This is a genomic window from Dellaglioa algida DSM 15638 (genome assembly GCF_001434695.1).
GTDB lineage: Bacteria > Bacillota > Bacilli > Lactobacillales > Lactobacillaceae > Dellaglioa > Dellaglioa algida.
The window spans coordinates 117,801-143,342 of record NZ_AZDI01000002.1 but is presented as its reverse complement, the minus strand read 5'-3'; the positions used below and the strand labels follow the sequence as shown (position 1 = coordinate 143,342).

At 36.1% G+C, this 25,542-nt stretch carries 26 protein-coding genes and 1 other RNA gene; 7 read left to right on the top strand and 20 right to left on the bottom strand.

All coding sequences use genetic code 11. From position 1 onward, the window contains the following. Positions 1-2: 2 nt before the first annotated feature. The 6 genes from FC66_RS02370 to FC66_RS02345 all read right to left on the bottom strand — a co-directional run bounded on the left by FC66_RS02370 (position 3) and on the right by FC66_RS02345 (position 7,024). Positions 3-1,463, bottom strand: coding sequence for a sensor histidine kinase (locus FC66_RS02370; protein WP_057973774.1), 1,461 nt, complete (start codon positions 1,461-1,463; stop codon positions 3-5). Then, positions 1,463-2,188 (bottom strand): response regulator transcription factor, encoded by a 726-nt coding sequence (locus tag FC66_RS02365; RefSeq protein WP_057973773.1) that lies wholly within the window; start codon positions 2,186-2,188, stop codon positions 1,463-1,465. Before FC66_RS02365 ends, FC66_RS02370 begins: the two co-directional genes overlap by 1 nt. A gap of 95 nt (positions 2,189-2,283) precedes the next feature. Next, a complete protein-coding gene (locus FC66_RS02360; protein WP_057973772.1) occupies positions 2,284-2,898 on the bottom strand; it encodes a CadD family cadmium resistance transporter in 615 nt (204 codons plus the stop codon). A 52-nt stretch (positions 2,899-2,950) separates the two neighbouring features. After that, entirely contained in the window at positions 2,951-4,339 is a 1,389-nt protein-coding gene (locus FC66_RS02355) for a hypothetical protein (protein WP_057973771.1), read from the bottom strand. Between the two features lie 2 nt (positions 4,340-4,341). Continuing rightward, positions 4,342-6,588, bottom strand: coding sequence for a transglycosylase domain-containing protein (locus FC66_RS02350; RefSeq protein ID WP_057973770.1), 2,247 nt, complete (start codon positions 6,586-6,588; stop codon positions 4,342-4,344). A 121-nt stretch (positions 6,589-6,709) separates the two neighbouring features. Next, complete coding sequence (locus tag FC66_RS02345; RefSeq protein WP_235804034.1) at positions 6,710-7,024, bottom strand: ArsR/SmtB family transcription factor; 315 nt, start codon at positions 7,022-7,024, stop codon at positions 6,710-6,712. 156 nt (positions 7,025-7,180) lie between these two features. On the opposite strand from FC66_RS02345, the gene FC66_RS02340 reads away from it, so the two are divergent. Beyond that, positions 7,181-7,915, top strand: coding sequence for a peptidylprolyl isomerase (locus tag FC66_RS02340; protein WP_057973768.1), 735 nt, complete (start codon positions 7,181-7,183; stop codon positions 7,913-7,915). Between the two features lie 73 nt (positions 7,916-7,988). Beyond that, positions 7,989-8,315, top strand: coding sequence for a heavy metal-binding domain-containing protein (locus tag FC66_RS02335; RefSeq protein ID WP_057973767.1), 327 nt, complete (start codon positions 7,989-7,991; stop codon positions 8,313-8,315). An 83-nt stretch (positions 8,316-8,398) separates the two neighbouring features. Here the strand turns inward: FC66_RS02335 and FC66_RS02330 are convergent, their stop codons facing one another. Further along, complete coding sequence (locus FC66_RS02330; protein ID WP_057973766.1) at positions 8,399-8,962, bottom strand: DapH/DapD/GlmU-related protein; 564 nt, start codon at positions 8,960-8,962, stop codon at positions 8,399-8,401. A 123-nt stretch (positions 8,963-9,085) separates the two neighbouring features. On the opposite strand from FC66_RS02330, the gene FC66_RS02325 reads away from it, so the two are divergent. Beyond that, the gene (locus FC66_RS02325) at positions 9,086-9,952 is read left to right on the top strand and encodes a LysR family transcriptional regulator (RefSeq protein ID WP_057973765.1); all 867 of its coding nucleotides are present in this window, start codon (positions 9,086-9,088) and stop codon (positions 9,950-9,952) included. A gap of 143 nt (positions 9,953-10,095) precedes the next feature. On the opposite strand, the gene ssrA is transcribed toward FC66_RS02325, so the two are convergent. Continuing rightward, positions 10,096-10,466, bottom strand: a transfer-messenger RNA (tmRNA) gene (gene ssrA, locus FC66_RS07850). A gap of 124 nt (positions 10,467-10,590) precedes the next feature. On the opposite strand from ssrA, the gene FC66_RS02320 reads away from it, so the two are divergent. Further along, positions 10,591-11,220 carry an NAD(P)-dependent oxidoreductase gene (locus FC66_RS02320; RefSeq protein ID WP_057973764.1) on the top strand — a complete coding sequence of 210 codons (630 nt, stop codon included), beginning with the start codon at positions 10,591-10,593 and terminating at the stop codon, positions 11,218-11,220. A gap of 78 nt (positions 11,221-11,298) precedes the next feature. On the opposite strand, the gene FC66_RS02315 is transcribed toward FC66_RS02320, so the two are convergent. From FC66_RS02315 to FC66_RS02300, 4 genes are all read right to left on the bottom strand, one after another. Further along, positions 11,299-12,105 carry a Cof-type HAD-IIB family hydrolase gene (locus tag FC66_RS02315; protein ID WP_057973763.1) on the bottom strand — a complete coding sequence of 269 codons (807 nt, stop codon included), beginning with the start codon at positions 12,103-12,105 and terminating at the stop codon, positions 11,299-11,301. 102 nt (positions 12,106-12,207) lie between these two features. Further along, positions 12,208-13,014: a Cof-type HAD-IIB family hydrolase gene (locus FC66_RS02310; RefSeq protein WP_057973762.1), complete on the bottom strand. Its 807-nt coding sequence runs from the start codon at positions 13,012-13,014 to the stop codon at positions 12,208-12,210. A 33-nt stretch (positions 13,015-13,047) separates the two neighbouring features. Next, on the bottom strand, positions 13,048-13,320 hold the full coding sequence (locus FC66_RS02305) for a hypothetical protein (protein WP_057973761.1): 273 nt from the start codon (positions 13,318-13,320) through the stop codon (positions 13,048-13,050). 123 nt (positions 13,321-13,443) lie between these two features. After that, positions 13,444-14,826: a L,D-transpeptidase family protein gene (locus FC66_RS02300; RefSeq protein WP_057973760.1), complete on the bottom strand. Its 1,383-nt coding sequence runs from the start codon at positions 14,824-14,826 to the stop codon at positions 13,444-13,446. 440 nt (positions 14,827-15,266) lie between these two features. Between FC66_RS02300 and trpX the strand changes: the two genes are divergently transcribed. From trpX to FC66_RS02285, 3 genes are read left to right on the top strand one after another with little or no spacing between them, the layout of a single operon-like run. After that, complete coding sequence (gene trpX, locus FC66_RS02295) at positions 15,267-16,265, top strand: tryptophan ABC transporter substrate-binding protein (RefSeq protein WP_057973759.1); 999 nt, start codon at positions 15,267-15,269, stop codon at positions 16,263-16,265. After that, entirely contained in the window at positions 16,262-17,155 is an 894-nt protein-coding gene (locus tag FC66_RS02290) for an ABC transporter permease (RefSeq protein ID WP_057973758.1), read from the top strand. The genes trpX and FC66_RS02290 overlap by 4 nt, the downstream gene beginning before the upstream one ends. Beyond that, positions 17,152-17,922, top strand: a complete 771-nt coding sequence (locus FC66_RS02285) for an ABC transporter ATP-binding protein (protein WP_057973757.1) — start codon at positions 17,152-17,154, stop codon at positions 17,920-17,922. Before FC66_RS02290 ends, FC66_RS02285 begins: the two co-directional genes overlap by 4 nt. A gap of 39 nt (positions 17,923-17,961) precedes the next feature. Here the strand turns inward: FC66_RS02285 and FC66_RS02280 are convergent, their stop codons facing one another. From FC66_RS02280 to FC66_RS02250, 8 genes are all read right to left on the bottom strand, one after another. After that, positions 17,962-19,128, bottom strand: a complete 1,167-nt coding sequence (locus FC66_RS02280; protein ID WP_057973756.1) for an MDR family MFS transporter — start codon at positions 19,126-19,128, stop codon at positions 17,962-17,964. Positions 19,129-19,154: 26 nt separating this feature from the next. Further along, a complete protein-coding gene (locus FC66_RS02275; protein ID WP_057973755.1) occupies positions 19,155-20,429 on the bottom strand; it encodes a cation:dicarboxylate symporter family transporter in 1,275 nt (424 codons plus the stop codon). Positions 20,430-20,571: 142 nt separating this feature from the next. Beyond that, positions 20,572-21,054, bottom strand: coding sequence for a universal stress protein (locus FC66_RS02270; protein WP_057973754.1), 483 nt, complete (start codon positions 21,052-21,054; stop codon positions 20,572-20,574). Between the two features lie 39 nt (positions 21,055-21,093). After that, positions 21,094-21,267, bottom strand: a complete 174-nt coding sequence (locus FC66_RS08055) for a hypothetical protein (RefSeq protein ID WP_169787605.1) — start codon at positions 21,265-21,267, stop codon at positions 21,094-21,096. Positions 21,268-21,323: 56 nt separating this feature from the next. Further along, the gene (locus FC66_RS02265; RefSeq protein WP_057973753.1) at positions 21,324-22,475 is read right to left on the bottom strand and encodes an aminotransferase class I/II-fold pyridoxal phosphate-dependent enzyme; all 1,152 of its coding nucleotides are present in this window, start codon (positions 22,473-22,475) and stop codon (positions 21,324-21,326) included. A gap of 91 nt (positions 22,476-22,566) precedes the next feature. Continuing rightward, positions 22,567-24,246 (bottom strand): oleate hydratase, encoded by a 1,680-nt coding sequence (locus FC66_RS02260; RefSeq protein WP_057973752.1) that lies wholly within the window; start codon positions 24,244-24,246, stop codon positions 22,567-22,569. Positions 24,247-24,250: 4 nt separating this feature from the next. Beyond that, positions 24,251-24,595, bottom strand: a complete 345-nt coding sequence (locus tag FC66_RS02255) for an ArsR/SmtB family transcription factor (protein ID WP_057973751.1) — start codon at positions 24,593-24,595, stop codon at positions 24,251-24,253. A 185-nt stretch (positions 24,596-24,780) separates the two neighbouring features. Beyond that, positions 24,781-25,482: a ribonuclease H family protein gene (locus FC66_RS02250; protein WP_057973750.1), complete on the bottom strand. Its 702-nt coding sequence runs from the start codon at positions 25,480-25,482 to the stop codon at positions 24,781-24,783. Between the last annotated feature and the right edge of the window lie 60 nt (positions 25,483-25,542).

Genomic DNA, 25,542 nt, shown 5'->3' with positions numbered 1-25,542 from the left:
TCTTAATTATTTATTAATAATGATTCATCCTGGTCCGGAAACGTCAACATGAATGTCGTCCCTTTTCCTTCAGAGCTTACTACTTCCACTTTTCCATTATGCAATTGCATTAATTGATGAACAATCGATAAACCTAATCCAGATTCACCATACTTGGTATTTTTCCGAGATGGGTCTGCTTTATAATAACGTTCCCAAATATTTTTCAACTGATCTTCTGTCATACCAATACCCGAATCAGTAATCCTGAAAATACTTTCGTGATAGCCACGTTCGGCAGAAATGTGAATCGTACCAGATTCGGTGAACTGAATTGCATTTTGAGTAATATTAAATATGACTTGAACGAACCGATCGTAATCAGCGAAGACCATTAAATTTTTAGGAACGCTCAATTCAATTTGATCATTAGCTTCAACCGATTTTTTTGTTAATTGCTCAACAATATTGTTAATCACAACAACTGAATCAAATGTGCTTGGCGCAAGCGTAATTTGATTTGTTCGAATTTTTTCATAATCTAAATTTTCGTTAACTAAGCGAATTAAACGTTTCGTTTCACTTCGCATTAATTCAATACTCTTACCCTTGCTTTCTTCAGGAATTGCATCATAGGCCAACCCCTCAAGCAAACCATTAATCGTTGTAAGGGGCGTCCGCATCTCGTGCGCGGCGTCCGCCATAAATTGTCTGCGCCGATCTTCCTGACGCTTTATTTCTTTTTCGGATTCTTTAAGCGAGGAAACCATGCCATCAAAATCTTGTGCTAAATCATCTATTTCATCCCGATGTCTACTTTCAATATGAACATCAAAATTACCATCAGCAACCATTCGTGTTGCCCTTCTAAGTCGATTAATTCTAGAGACAGAATATCGTGCTAGAAGATAACTTAAAATAATTCCGGCAATCACGGACACAATAAACGCAATAACTAAATTGCGAGTCATTTGATTCATATTAGCTTGAATATTAGATACACTTGCTCCGACTGATATAACAGCATACAATTTTCCATTATAAAAGTAAGGCTTTAAAATATCCGTCATACTGATTGCCTTCATATCAGTTTTTAATTGCCTATTTGCGTGAGGAGTACGATGAACAACCTCGCCTTTTTCTAACTGAGCCCACTGTTCTTTCGTTATATTATCTTGAACCGCGTTATAAGGATAGATAATTTTGGATTTCTTCGTATAAATTGTAAACCGAACATTTTGTGTTTTTAAAATCGATTCAGCATTTCTTAAATTATTTAAATTTAAGTTAAATTCTGTTTTCGAATCAGCAGTCTTTAAAACCATTGATTCCGACATCAAGCTATCTGAATAGCCCTCTAACTGCGTCCATGTATTTTTATACACCATGTCGCTTGTAAAGTTTAGAAATAAAGCCCCAAATACTAATACCAATGTAATAATAACCGCGAAAAATGCTAACATTTGTTGGTAAAGTAACTTCATTAGTGACCAGCTCCTGAATCATCAAATTTGTAGCCGACGCCCCAAACTGTTTGAATGACTTGAGGGCCAACTTTTTCAATTTTTTGACGTAATTTTTTAATGTGTGCATCAACCGTTCGTTCATCACCGAAAAATTCATAATTCCAAACTAATTCTAATAATTTTTCTCGAGAAAAAACTTGTTTTGGTTTATTCGCTAACGTCTTCAATAAATCGAACTCTTTCGGTGTTAATTCATCAATTAACACGTCTTCCAGGTAAGCCTCTCGGCGGGCCGTACTTAATTTGAAGTGTGCCGTTTCAATATCAAAATGATTACTATCATCTTCTCTTTCATCATCAGTCCCAACACTCGGTTTTTCTGCACGACGGTGGAGCGCCTTAATTCTGGCAATTAACGTGATAGGACTAAATGGCTTCGTGACGTAATCGTCCGCACCCATTTCTAGACCAAGGACTTGATCACTTTCTGTGTCGCGAGCTGTTAGTATAATGATTGGTACGTTAGCCGAAACCTTGCGGATTGCTGAACTAACCTGCATTCCATCCATTCCCGGCAAATTCAAATCAAGCGTCACAATATCCCAGCCATTTGGATCCTCATTAAACATGGCAACTGCATCATTACCATCATAAGCGTATTTAACGTCCCAATTTTCTTTTTGGAAAAACATCGACATCATTTCGGAAACTGCTTTATTGTCCTCTACCATTAATAATTTCATATTATTCTCCATTTTTCACTTTAAAATACCCATATCTGACCTTTAACAATCATTATAATCAAATAATATGATTTTTTTTAGTCTTTTCTTTGAGTTTATATAAATGATAATAATTTCTCGAAGGTACCATTCTCGTAAACAATATATAGTCCTAAGATAATATACACCGCAGCCGTAATCCATCGGCCATATTTATCAAAAGCTTTAGCAATTAATGGTATCTTACCAAAAAAATAACCCATGATACAAAATAAAGTCATCATAAAGAAAAAAGTAATTAAAACAATAATTAATTGACTCATTGTTAACGTTACAAAGAATGGTACATAAATACCAATATTATCTGCTCCACATGTAATAATTGTTATTAACGCTACATCAATAATAATTCTAGCCTTACCACTCGCGTGCAGTTGTTTATTAACCGATTCTTCGCCATCATCTTCGTCATTGATGATGACCATGATTCCCATAACAATCGGAATAAATCCCAGCAATCCTAAAATCCAGGGATCTGGTATTAACCCAAGAATAAAACTAATAAATAATGCGGCGGAGACCAAAACAGTTGTACCCAAGATGTCTCCTAAGTACACATATGTGAATGCCTTTGACTTTTTAATTCGGCCAAAAATAATCATTAAGATAACTAAATAATCAATACTTGTGGAAATATAAGCTGTAACTCCAGAAAGAATGGTTGTTGTCATTATTTACCCCTATTATTTTGATAATCACTTAATATATACACTATCAAATTCCTTATTTTTTTGTTGTACTAGTGAGCAATGAACTGCCTTCATTCCCCGTGTTACTTGATTCTTTAGATTCTACTTTCGACGAAGATTCAACTGTTGAACTACTTGATTCTTTAGTTGAACTGGAATCTGCTTTTTTTTCAGACGCACTTGAAGAATTTGTACTTGAACTCGTCTTAACTGAGTCAGCAGATGTCCCACCTGAACCTCCTTGCTGAACGATAACTTTCAGTTTATCTGTCCTTTTCAATAGTTTACCTTCGCTTGGATCCGATATTATATCACTTTTTCTAGCCCATTTACGTGTAAATTCTACTTTTATATCGTTTTTATCGGCCCAGCTTTGTGCCTCAGATTGAGAGGTGAATTTAGGTATTTTTATATAATCCTTGGCTTGCTTTTCATCAAATTTTTGTTTTATCAATGTGTCAGACAAATTTTTCTTAAGCGCGTCTAAATTTTTATTCGCTTGTTTTTCATCTAAAAGATCTTTTTTATAATCGTTAAATACTTGATACTGTTCCGTTTGTTTCGCTAAATCTTTTGCAATTACTTTTTCAATTTCATTTAAAAAAGCTAAATTTTTCCATGAATAATTCAGATGTCCTACCGCGGTTGTATAATCATTGATTTGCTGATTAGTGCTATCTTTTAAAATAACCACATCACCTGAAGTCGGTTCGTAAGTAACTGTCTTCTTTGCAATATCAATCACACCGTTTATTGCCGTTGCATCTTTTGCCAACTTCAATTGTCGTTTATAAATACGTTGCGCAAACTCATCTTTATTGGAAGAATCAATCAATAATTGATTAATGTATCCGAATTGTGAGTTATTCAATTTTTGAATAGTTTCAGGCGTTACGCTAGGTTTAATTGTTTCATTATCACCCTTTACAAACATATCTTGATATAACGCGTTCACTTTTACTTTTTTCACTATATCGTCGTATTTCGTCTGGTAATCGACACGTGAATTAGCTGAAATATGGGTTAACGTTTGGCGTAATTTTTTCATTTCGGTTGTCGTTGCCGCAGATGTTAAATCTTCCGTTTTAATATTATAGCTCTTTGCATAAATTTCATTAAAGTTTTGTTTCGCCGCTTTAGATTCAGCGTTAGAATCGTAGAGTGAATCTGGCGTTTGCTTGGCCATTGTTAACTCTGAATTATCGTTTTTAGACCAATCAAGACTAATTCGATAACGATTAACGACCGTATAAACACTCCAAATAGTCAACCCGATAGTCACAAATAACAAAAGACGATATACTTGTTTCCAAAAATTCCTTGGCCCTTTTTTTGGAGTTTGTCCTTTTTTTAAATTAGTTTCGTCTTCTCGCTTAACCAGTTTTTCATTTTTTTGTTTCTTACCCCTTAACCTTGGCTCCATTTTCACTCACCCTCTAACATCTCTTTAGCCGACTTGATTCCATCATTGGCCTTATCTAGTTTTTTCTGAGTTAAATCTAATTTATCATTTGTATCTTTCTTCCATGATCCAATTTTGTATGAATCAGGTTTTTTTTGATAAGCAATATCTTCAAATTTAACTTTTAAAATGTCCTTATCTATTGTTTTTGATAAATATGTTTTGTATACTTTTGCTTTTTTTAAGTCAATCGTTTCTGGTTCCTTAACACCTAATACGACCACTTTATCATTGGGTTCATATTGGGCTGAAAGACCTATTCCTGACAATTGGTTAACAGTTGATGGCTTTTCCCACTCACTATTATCCGCATCATTTTCTTTTGAAAAATGTTCCATCAAATCACGATATAAATTGACGTTTGTCATTGCAGAAGCGGCATCCGTGATGTAGTGTCCCTTTTTCATTGGTTCATCGTAGCCCAGCCACATAGAGACAGATGTGGACTTAGTGAACCCATTCATCCAGACATCCATATTCGCATTTTCAGGGAATTTAGCTGCCGCTGAGTATCCAACAGTTCCCGTTTTCATTGCTTGATGGATTCCATTTATTTTAGCATTTGGTGCTGTCCCACCAGCGTTAGGTACACCTTCCATCATCGAAGTCAATATAAAAGCGGTTGAAGCCTTCATTGCACGTTTACCAATAACATCATATTTTTTTACACTGTTATCTGAAAATTTTAAACTAGTAACATAACGGGCAGCATGATAAGTACCACCATTTGAAACAGCCCCATACGCTGTCGCCATTTGTTCAGTGGAGACATCAAGTCCAATAGCCTGTGATCCTGCCGGAGCATTGGTTTGAGGCATACCGATTTGAGTTAAGAATTGAGCAGCTTTTGCACTACCAACGGTATCTAGTGTCCTAATCGCCGGTGTATTTGCTGAAACCCGTAGCGCATTTTGCATTGTTATTGACCGATAACTAACATCATCAAAGTTTTGAGCCAGTAAATTAGTTCCGCGGTAAGCGTAAGCAGTTCCATCTAGCGCATGCGTTGTTGCCCACCCAAAATATTCAATTGCAGGACCGTAATCTAGCAGTGGTTTAATTCCTGATCCTGATGAGCGTTGAGTAGATATTGCTCGATTATAACTAAAAGCTGTTTTTTGATGGCGTCCCCCATATTGAGCAACAATATTCCCAGTTTTAGGGTCGGTTATTGTAATGGCCGATTGTTCAGTTGAATCCTGATAATATTTTTCATCATCGGCTAGTTTTTTTACATAAGCATTCTTGCTTGAATCAAGTGCCGTATTAATTTGAAGCGGCGTCTTTGATAAATCATAGCCTTTATCACTCACCTGTTCTAATGCCGAAGTAACATACGCATTATTTTCAAGAATTTTTTTTGTGACAGAGTTCTCCATCCAATGACGTTTTTTCAAATCTTTAGTCACTGACTCCGCTATTGCTATTTTGTATTGAGACTTTGTAATAACTTTATTCTCCAAGCCAGTCTTTAGAACGATATTTCGACGCGCTCGAACTGCTTTAGGATTTGAATACAAATTATAAGTAGATGGCGCCTGACCCAATCCCGCAATAATTGCCTGTTGACTGACACTTAATTGTTTTAACGTTTTACCAAAATAAGTTTCCGAAATAGTTTGGGCCCCGTAAGAACCTTCGCCCAAACTCATTTTATTGATATAGAATTCTAAAATTTGGTCTTTACTATAGTTGTGATATAACTGTTGCGCTAGAAAAAATTCTTTTATTTTCCGATCTACGGTCCGATCTTTATTGCTTGTTGAAAAAACAGTTAATTTAATTAATTGTTGTTCAATGCTTGATCCACCCCGAACTTCCCCCTTACCCACCGCTGATTTAACGGTCGAAAAAGCGGCATTAGCTAGCCCAGATGGTGAAAATCCTGCATCTTTATAAAAGGTTTGATCCTCAGTCGATAATAAAAGGTCACTGTAAATTTTAGGAATATCCTTTGCCTTCACATATACCCGTTTATTTAAAGCGGAAGACCAAATTAATTGTCCCTCCCTGTCGTACATATTAGAGCTAGCATCTGAGATTAATTCCTGACTAGTAACAGTTGGAACCGACTTAATAACCGCGGCAACGTACAGACTAATCGCGGCTACCCCCAATAAAAGTAAAACACTAAATATCGCGACATATCTAAAAATATGTGGGTGTCTGTATCGCCATTTTGTTTTCTTAATTTTTTCTTGTTTTTCCATTATGCCATCCCCACTTTTGCGACGTGGGTCATTTGTTCTATGTATAAATTTAATTTTTCCCATTTAAATTCGTTTTTAATAAACATGATATACCCCCAATAATCTAATCACATGCCACATTTTAATGATGTAAAACATGATTTGCGTGTTTTAACGTTTGCGTCAATATACTAATAATATGCTGGTCTTCAAGTCTGTAATAACTTAATTTACCCACCTTGCGTACCGTAACCAGCTGATGTTGTTTAAACAGCTGTAACTGATGTGAAACAACTGACTGCTCAATTCCTAGCCGATCCTTAATTTGAGAAACCGTTAACTCCGTTTGCTCAAGTAGATACATAATTTGCATTCTAGTTGGGTTACTTAACAATTTAAATATTTTTTGAGCTTCGACCGCATCATTTTGTGAAATAAGTATTAAGTCATCCTTCAATGGTAAGTCCCCCCTTGTTAAACGTATGTTAAATATAACATTCATATTCTTCTTATTCAAGCGCTATCATTTCGTTTCAATTTAAAACTTGTACAACCATTATCGTCTACGTTAAACTGTAGTAAGTAAATAATAGAAAGAAAGTTTGGGGTCACTATGAAAAGTAAAAAAATGATCAGTTTAATCGCAATAATCGTCATCATTATTCTTGGAGGAATCGGTTTTTTCTTCTATCATCAAAATACAAAAGCAACGAATGTTTCAGAAAGTGACTCATCTTCGAGCGTGGCATCAAATGTAGCGTTACCGCAACTTAGTTCGACAGTATCAAAAAAAGAAGCTGTTGTTGAGCTTCAAACAACAAAGGGTAATATTAAAATTAAATTATTCCCCGAATATGCACCGAAAGCCGTTAAAAATTTCTTGACTCACAGCAAAAAAGGATATTACAATAATACCCTCTTCCATCGCGTTATTAATGAATTCATGATTCAAGGTGGAGATCCTAAGGGAGATGGTACTGGTGGTGAAAGTATTTATGGTAAACCTTTCGGCACTGAAATTTCGAAAAGTCTCTACCATATTCGCGGTGCCCTAGCAATGGCTCAAACATCTGAACCTAATTCAATTGGTAGTCAATTCTATATCGTTCAAAATAATGAAGATGTAAGTACAAGTGCCGATATTAAAGATGGAACGCCTTCAAAAATTCTAGACGCATATAAAAAAGGTGGAACGCCTTCTCTAGATGGTACTTACACCGTCTTCGGTCAGGTTATTGAGGGAATGGATGTTGTCGATAAGATTGCCGCCGTTGAGGTCAACTCAGGCGATAAACCCACAACGGATATTAAAGTTAATAAAATTAAAGTCATTCAAGAAGCAAAATAATAGAGCCAATTTTTAATTCATTCTAAATTGACTATGTTATGATAAAGATAATAAATAAACGGAGGTTTTATAAATGTCAGATAAAATATTAGTAGTGACAACAGAAAGTATCCCAGGTAGAGAATACGAAGTTATTGGCGAAGTTTTCGGTCTTACAACGCAATCTAAAAACGTGATTAAAAATATCGGTGCCAGTCTTAAAAATATTGTTGGTGGCGAAATTAAAGCCTACACTGAAATGATGGCTGAATCGCGTGATACATCTATTGATCGTCTACGCGAAAATGCTGCGAGCATGGGTGCAGATGCGGTCGTTATGATGCGTTTTGATTCCGGTTCTATTGGTCAAGATATGCAATCAGTTGCTGCATATGGTACCGCAGTTCGTTATATTAAATAATAATAATTTCAACGAATTATATAAAGTGAACCCCCCAGAATTGGATTTTTGGGGGTTTTTATTATGCTTTCTGCAAAAATTAATTAAGCTTCTTCTATATTACGAACTACTTTAGCTGGACTACCAATTATAATCACGTTATCAGGAACATCTTTCGTCACAGTTGAATCAGCGCCAACAACCGAATTTTCGCCAATTGTAACTCCAGGTAAAATAGTTACATTTGCCCCAATCCATGCATTCTTCTTAACATAAATCGGTTTTACGTTAAGTCCACGCCTATTTTTAGGAGAAATTAAATGATTAACTGTGATTAACCTAGAACCCGGACCAATTAAGACCTGATCTTCAAGTGTTATTCCGCCTAAATCAACAAATGTTACATTTTGATTAATAAAAATATCTTTTCCGAATGTAATATGTTTACCAAAATCGCTATAAAAAGGCAGTGAAACTATTACCGATGAATCAATTGTTTGCCCAGTTATTTTCTCCAATTGCCTTAACACCTCCTCATTGGGATAGTATCTCGAATTCAGCATCATAATCAATTGTTCGTTATTCTGTTTCACAGAATGGATTTCGTTAAATAAGGGCGAATCTTTTAAAATATCTTTTCCAACTATTTTCTTTTGTAAGTCTAACATTTACTTACCTCCTGATATCTATTCATTCTTTACTGTTCAGAGTATATACGTATCGGTTATACTTAACTAATACTTATGTGTAATACCCATGTATTCTTAATCGCCATAGAAAGGAGCAGCCGAATGGAATTACGCGTTTTAACCTACTTCCTAACCGTTGCACGTGAAAAAACAATTAGCAAAGCCGCTGAAGTCTTAAATCTTTCTCAACCTACCCTTTCAAAACAATTAAAGGAATTAGAGAATGAACTAGGTGTTACTTTGTTTACTAGGGGAAATCGATTTATTACATTAACAGAAGATGGTATTTACTTGGTAAATAGAGGATCCGAAATTTTATCTTTGGTAGAGTCAACGACGACAAATCTTATCAAAAATGACGTCATTAGTGGTCAGATAACAATCGGAGGCGGAGAAACACGAGCCTTTAAATTCATCGGGGAAAGATTACACGCCTTAAGGGATAACTATCCCGACATTAACATTCATCTTTATAGTGGAAATGCGGATGATATCTTAGAAAAAGTTGACAAGGGCTTGATCGATTTTGGGTTAGTTATTGATCCCGTAGAAAAGCAAAAATATGAATACATGAGACTACCTTTAGTTGATTATTCGGGGATTTTAGTCAATAACTCGCATCCCTTAGCCAATAAAGAAGTGGTCGTCGCAAACGATATTAAAGACACGCCCCTACTCATTTCAAATCAATCATTAGTTGATAATCAACTGTCTGAATGGTTGGGGGGAAGTATCGATTATTTAAATATCATTGGTACCTATAACTTACTTTATAATGCCTCGCTATTAGTAAGAGAAGGCGTCACTAGCGCCCTTTGTATTGATGGCATTATAAATACCACAGATATAAATCTAAAATTCATTCCTTTATCACCTCCATTAACCGCAAATATCAATATTGTTTGGAAAAAGAATCATCGTTTTTCAAATGCTTCAAAAGAATTTTTACGTCTCTTAATGATGGATTAGTGTCCAGTTTATTCATTTAATTTTAAAAATAAAAAAAGACAACCCGTTTTAGGAGTCGTCTTTTTTGTCTGTTATGTTGGATAGAATCTTCAAAAATATAAAATGTTACTTATATGAAGTTTTTCAATCCTATTCAAAGTGTAAAATGGAGATGGCGGGAGTCGAACCCGCGTCCAAGCATATTGCCACTCAAACATCTACGTTCATAGTTATACTATTTAAATTTCACCAGCCGTAGCGCCGTATAACAGGGCTAACACGTCTGACTAACCTGATTAGTCTCTTTTAACTTCTCCAGGTGGAAGAAGTCAACGTAAGTCCACTTAATTTAGGACCCAGATCTAGCACATGGACGATACTAGGAGGATCTACGTTAAAGCGCTATTAAGCAGCTAAAGCGTAAGTATTACTATTATTTTTTGCAGTTATAATTTAACTGAGCGTTTTAACGAAGACGCAAACTTCGAAACGCAATCCAAGCTCAACCTATACCTGTCGAATCCTGAACATCCCCATAACAACTATAAAGATACCATATTTATCCAATAAAATAAAGACGAAAGCCACTGACGTATTCTTTGACATTAAAATAACATTATCTTATTGTAGAGTCAGTTATCAGAAAAGGGGTTCTTAAAATGAAAATTGGCATTATTGGTGCAACTGGGAAACAAGGTCACACGACATTAAAAGAAGCATTATCTCGCGGACTAGACGTAACCGCCATTATTAGAAATAAGCGGAAATTAACGGAAGAGGTTCCCTTTATAGAAAAGGATCTTTTTGATCTCACCGCTACTGATTTGGCGCCCTTCGATGTCATTGTAGATGCTTTCAATGCACCTCTTGGCCAAGAAACCTTACATCAAACATCTCTAGATCACTTAATCACTATTTTAGCTAATACGGAAAATAAACTAATTGTTGTCGGTGGTGCCAGTAGCTTATTTATTGATTCCAAAAAAACAATGGTATTAGGAGATACACCAGGATTCCCTGAATCTGCCAAACCAACAGCTAAAAGTATGCGAAACGCCCTGGCTGATCTTCGAAAGGTTACAAATTTTGATTGGACTTACCTTTCACCCGCCGCATTTTTCAATCCTAACGGTCATAAAACTGGCCATTATCAAATAGCCGGAGATGTATTAACTAAAAATGAAAAAGGTGAAAGTGAAATAAGTTATGCGGACTATGCCATCGCTTTAGTAGATGAAATTGAGGCAAACTCACATCATCAAGAACGTTTTAGCGTCGTTTCTAAATAAATTCAATTATCAGCCACTTTTAGAAAAAAGTGGCTTTTTTGCGCAGAAAAATAAACGGCGACTACCGCTTATTTTTACTTAATATTTACCCGCTAAAACATCGTCAATTAAATCTAAAACACTATCATCTTGATTTGATCCAATTCGGTGATCTGCCATTTTGGCAGCAGTCTCAGAAGCTTTAGCCATTGCAAAGCTAAGCGGCGTGTATTCCAACATCTCTGCATCATTATCATTATCTCCAACAGTTAATACCTCGCCATCTTGTATATGCCAAATTTCTTGTAAGGCGTTCAATCCATTTCTTTTAGTGGCTTCTTTAACATTAATATCAATAAATCCAAAACCTGAAACTTTCGCAACTAGGGAATCATCAACGTTTTCTTTCAACTCAACTGCAAATTTTTTATATTCATCAAGTGGTCCATTAATTGTGACTTTAGAGATGATTTTATCAATCTTACTCAAATTAGGAACTTTAACAATATTAGGATAGTATAAATTAGCCATTTCAACAAATTTATCAGACTCACGTGCATCGATGTAGCCGCTCTGATCCGTTGACGCCAAAATACCATAACTAGGTGATATCTTTTGGATATACGAAATTGTTTCTTCATACACGATTGGATCAATATTAAATGATCTGATATGATCTTCCCCATCGTAAATGACTGCACCATTATCTGAAACATATCCAATATCTCCAGAAATACGCTTAAAAATATCTTTAATTTTCATGACTTGGTTACCACTTGCAACTACAAAATGGATACCTTTATTTTTCATTGTACCCATTTGACGATTAAATCTAACTTCATCAAACGTTTTGTCATCCCTCAAAAAAGTACCATCTAAATCAACCGCGATTATTTTAACTGTCAAAATATATTCCTCCACTTATGCTTTAATATATCCAGTATACCGCATTGGTAAGCGGATACAAAGAACTAAAAAAAGCAGTGCCTTTTTCAAAGAGCACTACCCTCAAAATTTGTGATCCAAAATATCATCAATCGTATCTAAAACGCTATCGTCTTGATTCAACCCAATTATATGGTTAGACGATTGTTTTGCGAGTCGCGAACCAGTTGCCATTGAAAAACTGTTTGGCGTAAAGGCCAACATTTCTTGATCATTATCATTATCTCCAAACGTTGCAACCTCTTCATCCAAAATATGCCAACGATTTTGAAGTAAATTAAGTCCATTTTTCTTTGTAGCATCTACAGAATTAATATCAATATAGCCAAATCCCGATGCCTTTGCTTGTAGCTTGTGACTCATTTCGGCATTTAATTGCGCCGATATTTTTTCATAGATTGATACTGGAAAATGACCCGTTAGCATTGAAATATCATGAGTAAGCACTGCTAGGCTTTCAACTCCAGTTACCTTCGGATAGTAGTCGGTTAAATCCTGAATAAATTCAACCGGTTCACTTTTTTCATAAAATCCACCTTGGTTATTAACCGCTAATAAACCAGTCTCGGAAAATGTTTCTTTTAGATAGTTAACCGTTTCTCGATAAAGTTTGTTATCAAACAGATATTCTTTCAACAACTCTTTCGCATCTTGAACAACCGCTCCATTTTCAGCAACATAGCCTATCTTATCTTTAAATTCTTTAAAATACTCAGCGATTGCCAAAGTTGGATTGCCACTCGCAACTACAAAATGAATATCTTGTTCTTGCATTCGTTCAAATTGATGTGCAAACCTTTCTTTGTCATAAGATTTATCATCCCTTAAAAAGGTTCCGTCTAAATCTACCGCAATTAATTTAATCGTCATCTCTGCCACCTCTGACGTTATTATACATGATTTCTAAACATAACTATATTTTTCAAATGGTGTATCAAACCAATCGTAACGCATAATGATTCGCATCACGCGATTGACCGGAATCCATAATCCTGATCGAACGATGTCTTTCATCGTTTCCAAAAATAAATTGTCCCCTTGCGTACTCACAGGTTGTTTAATTTTTATAATTTCTGAGTCTTCAGTTTTTACGGTAATGACATTGTCGTTTAACGCAATGACTTGTGCTGAAACGATATTATCACTTGCTGTTACGTTATCTGGTGTATTTTTCATATTGTTAAACTTCCTTTCTGGTATAAAGTCATCCTACCCCGTTTTTATGACTTATCTATGAAGATATTAGTAATAAACCATTAAAAAAAGCTTAACCAGTCTGATAACTGGCTAAGCTTTTTATTAATAAACGATAACAGGTTCATTTTGTGAGACATTTTCAAATAAGGTTACCATTGCTTCCGGTTTTGTATTCACACAACCACCTGATCCATCTTTAAGGTATGCAGATTTACTCCAGTTTGTTCTCCAACCAGCATCATGGAATCCAATCCCACTGTTTGTGAACTGAGCCCAATAATCAACTTTTACGGAATAATTTGCTTTCCCAACTTCACTACCTTTAAGTATTGATGGTGTCTGTTTATACATGATATACCAAACACCTTTAGTCGTGTCTTCACCGGTACTTTGTTTACCCGTAACAACATCTGTCGTCAAGACCACTTTACCATCTTTATGAATCCAAGCTTTTTGTTGCGCAATTGAAACTTCAGCATACGTATCGCCAATACCCTGATTTGTAGTTGTTGTATAACCAGTTCCATAAGTATTATAGCCAACACCATACTTGTCGTTCGTTGCATCAATTGTTGCGGTTCCATTTTTCAATGCCGTTAAAATATGCGTCACAGAGTCATTAGTTCCAAGCGCCCAACCGTATGATTGACCACTAACCGAGACAGTTTCACCAGTCGCAGTTTTAAAATCATATTTTTTATTTAAAGTTGCTTGCTTCTTATTAATCTCGTCTACTTTCTCAGAAATACCGCTTGTATCAATGACATACTCACCATCTTTGACGGTCACTTTTTTAAGAATTTCTGATCCTTTTAACGTATAATCTGTTGACTGAACCTTGTAAACAGTTTGGCTGGCCGCAATCGTATCTAGTTTTTTAGTATCTGCCTTTATCACGTTACTATCAGCTGATAAAGGTTGAAGCTCAGTTTCTTTTAACGTCGTAACACTGTTATAACTAGCTTTATCATAGGCAGCTAAAATTGCTTTAACATCATACTGATTTCCCTTCTTAGCAGGAATAACAGAGACCTTACCATCTTGCAAGACAGAGCTCGCATCAACGGCAACCGTTCTTGTTTTATTTAATTCGGTTAATCGCGTTTTCAACTCAGATTTCAGTTGTTTTCTAATTGTCGTATCCAATTCTTGTGGCACAATCGCATAGTTTTTCTTAACATCTGAAGGAAGAATCGTACGTTGTTTCTTCATTAACGCCTTAATTGCTTCTGTATCTTTATCGGTAAATCCGGTAGTCGTATCTTTCGCGTCAACTATCTTCGTATTACCTACATAAATTACATTTTTCGATGTTTCATTTTTTAATTTTCTGATAACTTTATCGACGCTTAATCCACTCACATCCGTATTGTTAATTTTGATTCCCTTGTTAAAATGCGTGCTCTGATTGTAACTTGCGCCGCCAAGAATTCCCAAAACTAAAATACTACCAATACTAATACCAATTTTTAGTGACTTTTTCATGGTCTTTCACCTCATATATAAATTCATAAGTATCTTCCCAACAAAAATATCATACCGCACTCTGAATGTTGAATCAATTCTGTTGTCTTTTAGATTATACTCCTTATAACTTTTAAAATCTGTTAAATAACATTTGACAATAATCTGAGATTTATCTATACTACATTTATCAACTAACTCAGAAGGGAAATCAAAGCCTATGACTCATTTACAAGTAAAACTTAATAATCGTTGGCAAAGCCGGTTATTCAGATTGTAGTCTGTTCTTACAGATGCAGTCTGTCTATTCAGATTGTATCTGTATACCGGTTTGATTTCTATTAATCAAAACCCTCTGTATGGATATCAGTACATTCATACGGGGGATTTTGTCTTTTTAAGGCAGTCCTCGAATCTGAGGACTGTCTTTTTTTACCAAAAAATAAAGGAGCACATTTAAAATGAAACGATTAATTGGAACTATTATTGCGTTATTTCTATTCTTAGTGATTGCCTTTTTCTCAGCGCTTCAACCGGTATCATCAACTTCAAAAAAGGTTCCAACCGTAGGAATTCTTCAACTAACCACTCATCCCGCACTAGATGCAATTCATAAAGGCATTATTGCCGGATTAAAAACGGGTGGCTATATACCCGGCAAAACAGTTCACATTGATTTTCAAAATGCCGAAGCTGACCAAAGCAATTTAAAATCTATGAGTGATAAATTCAACAACGAAAATGTCAATCTCATGATTGGTATCGCAACGCCTTCTGCACAGTCTTTGGCAAATGTTACGAAAAAAACACCTATTATTTTGGGTGCCGTGACCGATCCTAAAGGCGCCGGTTTAGTCAGCAATAATCAAAAACCCGGTAATAACATCACCGGCGTTTCTGATCAAGCCCCAATTGATGCCCAACTGGCATTAATGAAACAATTAATGCCAGACATGAAAACGGTCGGTATTCTTTATACGTCGAGTGATGATTCGGCAACAAAACAGTATCAGCAATTCAAGACTGCAGCCCTTAACTCAGGTTTAAAAGTGAAATCTGCAACCATCACGTCTACAAACGACGTTGATCAAGTGTCACAAACACTTGTATCGTCAGTTGATGCAGTCTACGTTCCGACGGATAATACTGTTGCATCAAGTATGCAAACACTCGTTAAGAACGCAACGCAAGCTAAAATTCCCGTTTTCCCTGCCGTGGACACGATGGTTAAAAATGGTGGGCTCGCTACAATTAGTATTAATCAGTACGACCTGGGCGTTGCTACAGGAAAAATGGCAGCAGATGTTCTTTCGGGTAAAAGTACCCCCGCAACGACGCCAATTAATTTTGTAAAAAAAGGTGATCTGGTTATTAATTTGAAAACAGCAAAAGCACTGAATATTACAATCCCACAAAAATTAATTGATCAAGCTAAAAGTAAAGGAGAATTAATCAAATGACAATTATTGTATCTGCTATTGGACAGGGTCTCCTCTGGGGTGTTTTAGGACTTGGCCTTTTCCTTTCATTTAGAATTTTAGATTTTCCTGATATGACTGTAGAAGGAACATTCCCAATGGGCGCTAGCGTCACAGTTATTTGTTTGGTTCATGGTATCAACCCCCTCTTAGCAACTCTATTTGCATTTTTGGCAGGCACACTAGCCGGACTCGCAACTGGTTTGCTTTATACAAAAGGTAAAATACCTATTTTGTTAGCCGGAATTCTTGTTATGACAAGTTTATATTCTATTAACTTAAGAATATTAACAAAAGCAAATGTTAGTTTAATTGGTAAAGACACCATTTTTTCATCCCACTTTTTAGCTAGCTTACCCGCATCATTTGATTCCGTTGTGTTAGGTGTCATCCTAGTTGTTGTTAGTATTTGCCTGTTAGCTTTCTTTTTAAACACCGAATTGGGTCAAGCATTCATCGCAACAGGTGATAATGAAAAAATGGCTCGTTCACTCGGTATTCAAACTGATCGCATGAAAATACTAGGCCTAATGGTTTCAAATGGTTTCATTGGTCTGGCCGGTGGCTTAATCGCACAAAATAATGGGTATGCGGATATTAGTATGGGGATAGGGACCATTGTTATTGGCCTTGCTGCAATTATTATCGGTGAAGTTGTTTTCGGAAACCTATCGTTAACGGCTCGTTTGATTGCTGTTGTCATTGGTAGTATATTCTACCGATTTGTTATCTTAATTGTCTTATCATTAGGTTTTAACGCCAACGACCTAAAATTAATTTCTGCAATTATCTTAGCGTTCTGCTTAATGTTGCCCACACTCAGAAAATCGCTACGACTTAATACATTATTTGAAGGAGGACGTACAAAATGACAGAGCCCGTTTTCACACTTTCAGATATTGTCACAACAGTTAACACTGGTACTTCTGAAGAACAACAAATTCTGAAAAATTTAAATCTTACAATTAATAAAGGCGACTTTATTACTGTTATCGGTACAAACGGTGCCGGTAAATCAACTCTTTTCAATACTATTGCCGGTAATATTAAACCCGCAAGTGGCCAGATTCTGTTAGGAACTAAAAATATTACATCTGAAAACGATATTAAACGCACAAATTATATTAGCCGCGTTTTTCAAGATCCTAAAATGGGAACAGCACCTAGAATGACAGTTGCTGAAAATCTCTTATTAGCTTTAAATAGAGGTCGTCGCCGTAAATTCAAACCCCGTCATTTAAAACAACAAATAGCAAAATTTCAAGAATTAACTAAACAAATACCGAATGGGTTATCAGAACATCTGAATACGCCTGCCGGTAATTTATCAGGCGGACAACGCCAAACATTAAGTTTCTTAATGGCCACCTTAGTCCAACCTGACTTACTCTTATTAGATGAACATACGGCAGCCCTTGACCCTAAAACCAGTCAAGAGTTATTAAAACTAACTGCCAAAATTGTTGAACAAGAACAATTATCGTGCCTCATGATTACACATCATTTAGAAGATGCACTATCATATGGCAATCGAACTATCGTTTTAAACGATGGTCAAATCCAATCAGACTTGTCGGGCGAGGCACGCGCCAACCTATCTACGACTGATTTATTAACTTATTTTAATGATTTAGAATAGAAAAAGTGTCACAACTGCGATAGTTGTGACACTTTTTTTCTATGATTGTATGTTTGCTTTCTTCGTTGCAAGTACAACAACTGCCAAAGCAAGTAAAATTAATAATGTCGAACCGATAAATAAGCCATTGTATGATAGGCGTTCGATTACGATACCACCCACTAATGGTCCTAAAGCTTTACCGATAGATGCGGCAATATTAATTGTCCCCTGTGCCTTACCTTCTTGACCGGGTTCAGCTAGCTCATTGATCCAAGCCGGAATAGCCGGAAAGGCAACCATCTCACCTAATGTCAACAAGACCATTGAGAAGACAAAATGAGAGAAATCTTTCGCAAAAATAAGCGTTGTGAATGATAATGCGAATAATCCAATACCCATAATAATTTGTCTAAATAATGACTTCGCAATTGTCCGCGTCACAAGTGATACTAATGGTTGTCCAAAAACAATCAGTCCAGCGTTAATTGTCCATAATAAACTATATTGACTTAACGGAATATCTAACTTGTCCATATAAATTGATAAATTACTTTGCCATTGTTCATAGCTTAACCAGATTACAAGGAATGTTATCCACATAGCGCCAATAATCCAAACCTTCGGATTAACGCCATTTGCTTTTTCTGATTTAGTTGGTTTAACCTTCTTACGTTTAGGGTCAACTCGGTAAGCAAAAATAGCAATAATTAAAAATATTGAGTATAAAATTAAGGCCGAAACAAAGACCATTGTAATACTAACTTCTATTATGTAGCCAACAAGTAGTGTTCCAATAACGATACCTAAATTCAATGCTAAGTAAAATAGATTAAAAACATATCGACTATCTTTTCTTCTGATAGTTGCCGCAAACGAATTCAAAACGGTCGCCACGACCCCATTGCCTAATCCTAAAATGACTAACAAAATTGGATACGCTGGCCATCCATGCATGAAGACTAATCCTAAAATAGATAACCAAGCGATAACAATTCCCACTAAAGTGGCATAGTAAGGTCGCCATTTATCGAACAAGTACCCACCCGCGTAGTTTCCAATAATTGTCGCAACCGAGTTGATCAATAATACAATTCCAGAAAATGTTAAACTTTTACCCAAGTAATTATGCATGTAAATTGTTGTTAACGGCCAAACGAAACTTGAGCCCGCACTACTGATTACTGAACCAATTAATAGCCATGTTAATTTAATTTCTTTTGTCATTTTGTCCGAAAGCCCCCTTTTTAAGGTTACTTAATGTTTAATTCTTTTAAATACCTTTTATTTTTGTCACGATCAAATTCGTTTTCGGATTGTGCAATAATTACTGCTGCCAATGAGTTACCAACAACGTTGACGGTTGTACGGCCCATATCTATGATTCTATCAACTCCGGCGATAAAAGCCAACCCTGAAGCCGGAACGCCAATAGTTGCAATCGTAGCCAGTAAGACGACGAATGACGCGCCAGGTACACCGGCCATCCCTTTTGATGTAATCATTAGGACAACTAGTAATGTAATTTGTTGACCAATTGAGAGATGAATATGGTACGCCTGTGCTAAAAATAATGCCGCAATTGATTGATAAATAGCCGATCCATCAAGGTTGAATGTATATCCTGTTGGAATCACAAAGGAAACAATCCCTTTTTTAACACCAAAGTTTTCCATTTTCTCCATAATTTTAGGTAAGGCCGCCTCGGAACTTGCCGTTGAAAAAGCCAGTACCATTTCATCCTTAATTACTTTCAATAATACAATCAAATCAATTTTAAATAATTTAGCAACAAGCCCCATTACTACAATAACAAAAAAGATCATTGTTAGATAGGTCACTAGGATAAAAAATCCTAATGGCTTCAACGCTGCGACACCCAACTGGGCTATTGTAACACCGATTAAGGCAAAAACACCAATTGGCGCTAACTTCATTACCCAATTTGTTACTTTAAACATAACTTCAGATACGGCCGTAAAGAAATCAATAATCGGCTTGCCTTTTTCACCCAGCGTAGCCGTTCCAAGTCCGAATAAAACTGAGAAGAAAATGATTGGTAACATATCCCCTTCAACAAGTGACTTAAAAATATTAGTTGGAACAACGTTCATTAAAATGGTACTCAATCCAGTGGAGGTTGATTTTTCAGTCGTCACATATTGACTGATATCCACCTTACTCAAGGCCGTAATATCGATAAATTGACCTGGTTTTGTTAAGTTACCCACAATTAATCCTAATGCAATTGCAATCGTGGTCATAATTTCAAAGTAAATTAATGTTTTCCCACCGATTCTACCTAACTTGTGGATATCTCCCATATTGGCGATTCCGACAACCAGACACGAAACAACAATCGGTAATACGATCATTTTAATCATATTGATAAAGATGGTCCCAAGTGGTTGAAGCGAATTAATAATAAGTTTATTTTGGTAACCAAGAGCCCCAATAATAACACCTAAAATTAATCCAATTAGTATTTGCCAACCAAGACTTACTCGGTACGCTTTGTAATATTTCAATTTAACCATCCTCACTATATTTTAATTTACTAATCATAATCTTATCACAAATACGAACTTTTTTGTCATTTTTATAAAAAAAAAGAGCAAAAAACTAAATTATTAGTTTTTCCCCCTTTTATTATTCTGTTTTTAAAGATATTTATCTAATCACGCTAACAGAACATTGTGCATTTTGTGCCATGTAGCTTGCCTGTGATCCAATGAACATCTTTTTAGAGCCGCTTGGTTTATTCGTTTTTGACCCACAAATTAAGATATCTGGTTTAAATTCTGGAATAATATGTTCTACAATTTCAGAACCAGGTCTACCAGCGGAAACAATTGCTTCAACATGTTCAACCCCAAAATCACGTGCTTTATCTACGTAACGTTCAATACTTTCTTCAAGTGATTGCCTTTTTTTCTTAATAACGTCTGGCGTCATAGAATCAAAAATATTCATATCACTAGTCTCCAAAATAGAAACGATCCCTAATGGAATTTGCTGTAGTTTGGCCAACGCTACCGCATAATTAAAAGCTAAGATAGATGATGCTGAATCGTCCTCATCTATGGCAACTAAAACGCGTTTGAATGTCACCGGTGTTATCTCAAAATCTAATTTTTCTAATCTATTATTCATATTGTCACTCCTTACTTGTTATCTTGTCAATCTCACGAGCTACTTGCGCCAATTACTAGGGCTCCAAAGTTGTCCCTCCATTGAACCATGCAAACTTTCAATCTCAACTGCTTGATCTTTTAACAGCGTAATCGTTGCCTCAATTAGTAATTTATTTTCTTTTGTTTCAATTTTTTTCAATTCGGTAATTGTCCATTCAACATTTCCATCCATTTTAATCACTCCTTTAGCTACCACAAACGTACCATAAATAGGTTAATAATTTGACTTTAATGCCCAATGTTCTTTAACGCAATGACAACCTTTTCTAATTGTTCATCGCTAGCAGCGAAGCTTACTCTAAAGTACCCCTCACCGAATTCGGTAAACGCGCTACCTGGAATAACGGCCACTTTTTCTTGTATCGCAAGTTTCCGACAAAATTCTACGGACGTTACCTTTAACTTCTCAGGTACTTGGACGAACAGATAAAACGTTCCGTCCGGCTTAATTAAATTATAACCTATTTTTTTTAACAATGTAACCAGTCTGTCACGTCTTGTCTGATAAATATCTCTCATTGAAACACTATCTTGCTTACCATTTGTGACTGCTTCAAGCGCAGCTACCTGAGATAATGTCGCTGCAGTTGTCACATGATATTGATGAACTTTTTTCATAGCGGTAATTAATCGTTCTTCTGCCAATACGAACCCAATTCGCCAACCAGTCATAGCGTGTGATTTAGACAATCCCATTATTAAAATAGTCCCTTCAGGATATAAGCTAGCCATCGAAATATGAGGTTGATCGTAAGTTAATTCACAATAGATTTCATCACTCATTACCCAAATACCGTTCATTTTCAGAATATCTTTAATGGCAGATAGCTCTGCACAGTCGTACGATATTCCAGTGGGGTTGGTTGGATAATTAAAAATAAAACCTACGATCGATTTATCCTTATTTTGACCTAACGTTTCTTCAATGAGCGCTGCCGTGACTCTAAAATTTGTTGCACGAGTGTCCATAAATATGGGCTTAACGCCTTGCAATGCCATTAACGGAAGATATGCCGGATAACACGGAACTGGTATCAGAACATAGTCTCCGGGTGCCGTTATCGTTTTAAGCGCCGTTGCAATTGCTTCAGTTGCGCCTACGGTTACCAAAACGTTAGACGCCCTATAATTTAGTTCAAATTTTTCGTTATAGTACTCAGCAGTAGCTCGTCGTAATTCTGGATTACCCGCAGAGGCCTCATAATGCGTTTGACCCTGGTCAAGCGCTCTTTTTGTCGCATCCATAATATGCTGTGGCGTGACAAAATTAGGCTCACCCAAGGTTAGTTTGCTAACACCATCTATTTTTGAAACCCATTCATCAAATTGACGAATGCCTGATAATTCTATCTGATCAACCGCCGCATTAATTTTGATCATTAAGACACCTTCTCCGAGTTAGAATAAGCCTTAATTATACACCAAAAAAAAATAACGATTTATAAAATTGATTATAAATCGTTATTTTAGTTTATCTAAACATTGTTTTTGTTGCTTTAGCCAATACCTTTGGCATTTTTTCATAATGATGCATTGGTGTCAATTTTGTATCTGAAATCCCTAAGAACTTATACACAGCAACTTGTGCACAACGGAATGAATATTGTTCTGTAAAGACCATGTCAAATGGCATTTCCGCAAATTGACTGATAAATGCTAAGTTTTTTGAATGTTCAGGTACAACATCCGGACGATCACCAATTGCACGACGATTAAATAATGAACTTGCGTAAGGCATGTAGACAGGGATAACGTTAACCACGCTGTCCATAATCTCATCAGTATGGCGACTAATATTATCCGTTGCCGTATCCGTCTGAGCAAGATGTCCTAGTAATTCTTCGAGCATCTCACGACCCGTCATTTCAATAAATGGTTTCTGAACGAAATCACCTTTACGACGTGGGTACAGGCAGTAGCCCCAGAAAACAGTTTCATTTTCTTTTTGTGCATGGAAATGTGGTTGATGATGAACGACGATTGACAACAAATTATTACTATCAACCCAGGTATTTAATGCGTTACCTGGTTCTTGTTGTGTAATTCGTGCGATTTCATTAACTGCAAAATGGTTATCAGTCGTAACTGTGAAACTCATCCATTCACTTTGTTGACGATCGTTAAAGAATTTATCCGGTTTACCTAAACTGTAGAAATGTTCAGTTGCTTGTTTCCAAAGTTTGGCACTAGGCGCATATTCCATATTTTCAACAATTGGTGTATCAATGTCGCCCATTGAAGAGCTATCCGTAATTGAGCCGTTCGTATCAAAGACTAAATCACCATCATTAATAACGATTTCACCAATTTGGTTGTCATTGTCGACTTCTTCGTATTCAAGACCGGTAACGACAATATCGTCACGTAAGGCCGTATCTTTAAATTTAAATTCAGTTATCTTACGATTATCCACAAATGTTACACCACGATCTGAAAGATATTTGCGCATTGGTAAAATAATACTTTCATATTGGTTGTATGGTGTTCTCGTAACACCTTCCAACGTATTAATTCGGCTAAATTCTAAAATCATTCGGTTCATGTATCGGCGTAATTCCATTGCTGAACTTTCCTTTTTAAATGCGAAAGTTGTTTGCCACATGTACCAGAAGTTCGTCGTAAACATATGTGGGCTATTTTCAAACCATTTTTCAATACTAATATCATTAATTTCTGATTCCTTTGATTCTGGCATCATCATTAATTTTGTTAATAACATACGATCACGGGTGTTAAATTGCATATGGCGGTAATCATTCTTACCACCTTTATTTCGAATACCATCCATTTTATCAATCAAACGTGCAATATCATGCGTTGGATGTGCATGGTCAAAATCTAATATTTCTTCTGTTACTGTTTTATCAGGATGATCCAGGGATGGTACTTCCCGAAGAACATCCCAAAGGTTTTCGTATGTTTCCTCATTCAGCATACGGCCACCTTTTGCTAAGAACCCTTTTTGGTTACTTAGACTTTGATTTCCATACTCAGAAATGTAATCTTCAACTGCGGCACCATCATTAGCACCATGCTTTTCTAGTCCAAACATCGTAATTTGGTCACCGTGCCAACCACCATCACGAATTAAATAAATACCTGCTGCTAAATTACCAACACCGGTTCCAATCATATATGCTTTTTGAGCCATAACTTTAGTCCTCCTTTAATTTTTCGCCCTCGCGGATCATTTTAATGAGGTGTTCTAATCGATTTAACGTCTTATCAGGCGTTAAAAAATAAAATCGTTTTAATCCGGTTTGTTTAAAATCAATTAACCCCACATCTTTTAACACTTTTAAATGGTGTGAGACTGCTGGTTGCGACAAAGACATACGATCTACTAGTTCAGATACTGTTAGTTCCCGTTGATACCTTGATCCTAGCAAAATGATTAATCGTTGCCTTTTTTCATCAGCCAAGGCATTTAGTATGTCCAAATTTGAAATAAATTCCTGTAATGCTTCAGATTGCCTTGGTTCTAGCTCTTCAGCTTCCATTCCCAACCATCTCCTTATATCTATCTTCATGGATATAATAACACCATATACAAAATATAGCAACCGCTTTCAGTAAACGCTTTAAATAACTACTTTACCGTTACCAGTGACCTTATTTTTAATTATTCCCACAAAAAAAGGCTTTCTACGTTAATAGAAAACCCGCTTACTTCACTCAACACTGCTTACATCTGATCCATCGTTTCATTTAACAATTCGTCAACTTTATTATTACCTTCGTTATCCGCATGCCCCTTCGTCCATTCAAAATCAACATGTGTCAGAGCCGGTAGTAATTCGGCTACTTGTTGCCAAAGTTCAACGTTAAGTACAGTTTGACCATCCGCCTTTTTCCAATCTCGACGTTGCCATCCGGCCAACCATTTTTTTTCAATGGCATTCAAAACATATTTAGAATCTAAAATAAACACAATATGCTCTTCTCGTAATCCTAAATCAATTAATTTTTTTATAGCCTGTAAAAATGCCGTGATTTCCATATAATTATTGGTTTTACCTTTTTCACCATCCGTACCGGAAAATGTCTCACCTGGCGTCTTGATGTAAAAGGCCCAAGCAGCCGTGTCTTCATTTAAGACATGTCCGCCCTTTACGTTACCATGATTTCTTGATCCACCATCCGTCCAGACTTGAATTGAATCAGGCGTTAAAACGACCGAATTGCGCGTTGTTTTACTACTTTTTTTGCCGTTAACAGACGTTGGTTTTGGTGCACCATCATCCATCCAATTCTGTGCCTCATCCCTAGTTTCAAACCCTTTGTAACGCGCACCGTCAAATCCGTTAACTAATTTAGCTACATCAGGCCATTTTGTGAAGATACCTGTCTTACGTCCCTTATATACCGCGTAGAAATTTTTTGCCATCTTAATCACTCCATTAGTCAGTTTTATTAATTCCTTTATTGTATGCTAAAAACCTACATA

Excerpts from the sequence above, each read along its gene's own strand:
- FC66_RS02370 (WP_057973774.1), bottom strand. The coding sequence starts at position 1,463 with ATGAAGTTACTTTACCAACAAATGTTAGCATTTTTCGCGGTTATTATT.
- FC66_RS02365 (WP_057973773.1), bottom strand. The coding sequence starts at position 2,188 with ATGAAATTATTAATGGTAGAGGACAATAAAGCAGTTTCCGAAATGATG.
- FC66_RS02360 (WP_057973772.1), bottom strand. The coding sequence starts at position 2,898 with ATGACAACAACCATTCTTTCTGGAGTTACAGCTTATATTTCCACAAGT.
- FC66_RS02355 (WP_057973771.1), bottom strand. The coding sequence starts at position 4,339 with ATGGAGCCAAGGTTAAGGGGTAAGAAACAAAAAAATGAAAAACTGGTT.
- FC66_RS02350 (WP_057973770.1), bottom strand. The coding sequence starts at position 6,588 with ATGGAAAAACAAGAAAAAATTAAGAAAACAAAATGGCGATACAGACAC.
- FC66_RS02340 (WP_057973768.1), top strand. The coding sequence starts at position 7,181 with ATGAAAAGTAAAAAAATGATCAGTTTAATCGCAATAATCGTCATCATT.
- FC66_RS02335 (WP_057973767.1), top strand. The coding sequence starts at position 7,989 with ATGTCAGATAAAATATTAGTAGTGACAACAGAAAGTATCCCAGGTAGA.
- FC66_RS02330 (WP_057973766.1), bottom strand. The coding sequence starts at position 8,962 with ATGTTAGACTTACAAAAGAAAATAGTTGGAAAAGATATTTTAAAAGAT.
- FC66_RS02325 (WP_057973765.1), top strand. The coding sequence starts at position 9,086 with ATGGAATTACGCGTTTTAACCTACTTCCTAACCGTTGCACGTGAAAAA.
- FC66_RS02320 (WP_057973764.1), top strand. The coding sequence starts at position 10,591 with ATGAAAATTGGCATTATTGGTGCAACTGGGAAACAAGGTCACACGACA.
- FC66_RS02310 (WP_057973762.1), bottom strand. The coding sequence starts at position 13,014 with ATGACGATTAAATTAATTGCGGTAGATTTAGACGGAACCTTTTTAAGG.
- FC66_RS02305 (WP_057973761.1), bottom strand. The coding sequence starts at position 13,320 with ATGAAAAATACACCAGATAACGTAACAGCAAGTGATAATATCGTTTCA.
- FC66_RS02300 (WP_057973760.1), bottom strand. The coding sequence starts at position 14,826 with ATGAAAAAGTCACTAAAAATTGGTATTAGTATTGGTAGTATTTTAGTT.
- trpX (WP_057973759.1), top strand. The coding sequence starts at position 15,267 with ATGAAACGATTAATTGGAACTATTATTGCGTTATTTCTATTCTTAGTG.
- FC66_RS02290 (WP_057973758.1), top strand. The coding sequence starts at position 16,262 with ATGACAATTATTGTATCTGCTATTGGACAGGGTCTCCTCTGGGGTGTT.
- FC66_RS02285 (WP_057973757.1), top strand. The coding sequence starts at position 17,152 with ATGACAGAGCCCGTTTTCACACTTTCAGATATTGTCACAACAGTTAAC.
- FC66_RS02280 (WP_057973756.1), bottom strand. The coding sequence starts at position 19,128 with ATGACAAAAGAAATTAAATTAACATGGCTATTAATTGGTTCAGTAATC.
- FC66_RS02270 (WP_057973754.1), bottom strand. The coding sequence starts at position 21,054 with ATGAATAATAGATTAGAAAAATTAGATTTTGAGATAACACCGGTGACA.
- FC66_RS08055 (WP_169787605.1), bottom strand. The coding sequence starts at position 21,267 with ATGGATGGAAATGTTGAATGGACAATTACCGAATTGAAAAAAATTGAA.
- FC66_RS02265 (WP_057973753.1), bottom strand. The coding sequence starts at position 22,475 with ATGATCAAAATTAATGCGGCGGTTGATCAGATAGAATTATCAGGCATT.
- FC66_RS02260 (WP_057973752.1), bottom strand. The coding sequence starts at position 24,246 with ATGGCTCAAAAAGCATATATGATTGGAACCGGTGTTGGTAATTTAGCA.
- FC66_RS02255 (WP_057973751.1), bottom strand. The coding sequence starts at position 24,595 with ATGGAAGCTGAAGAGCTAGAACCAAGGCAATCTGAAGCATTACAGGAA.
- FC66_RS02250 (WP_057973750.1), bottom strand. The coding sequence starts at position 25,482 with ATGGCAAAAAATTTCTACGCGGTATATAAGGGACGTAAGACAGGTATC.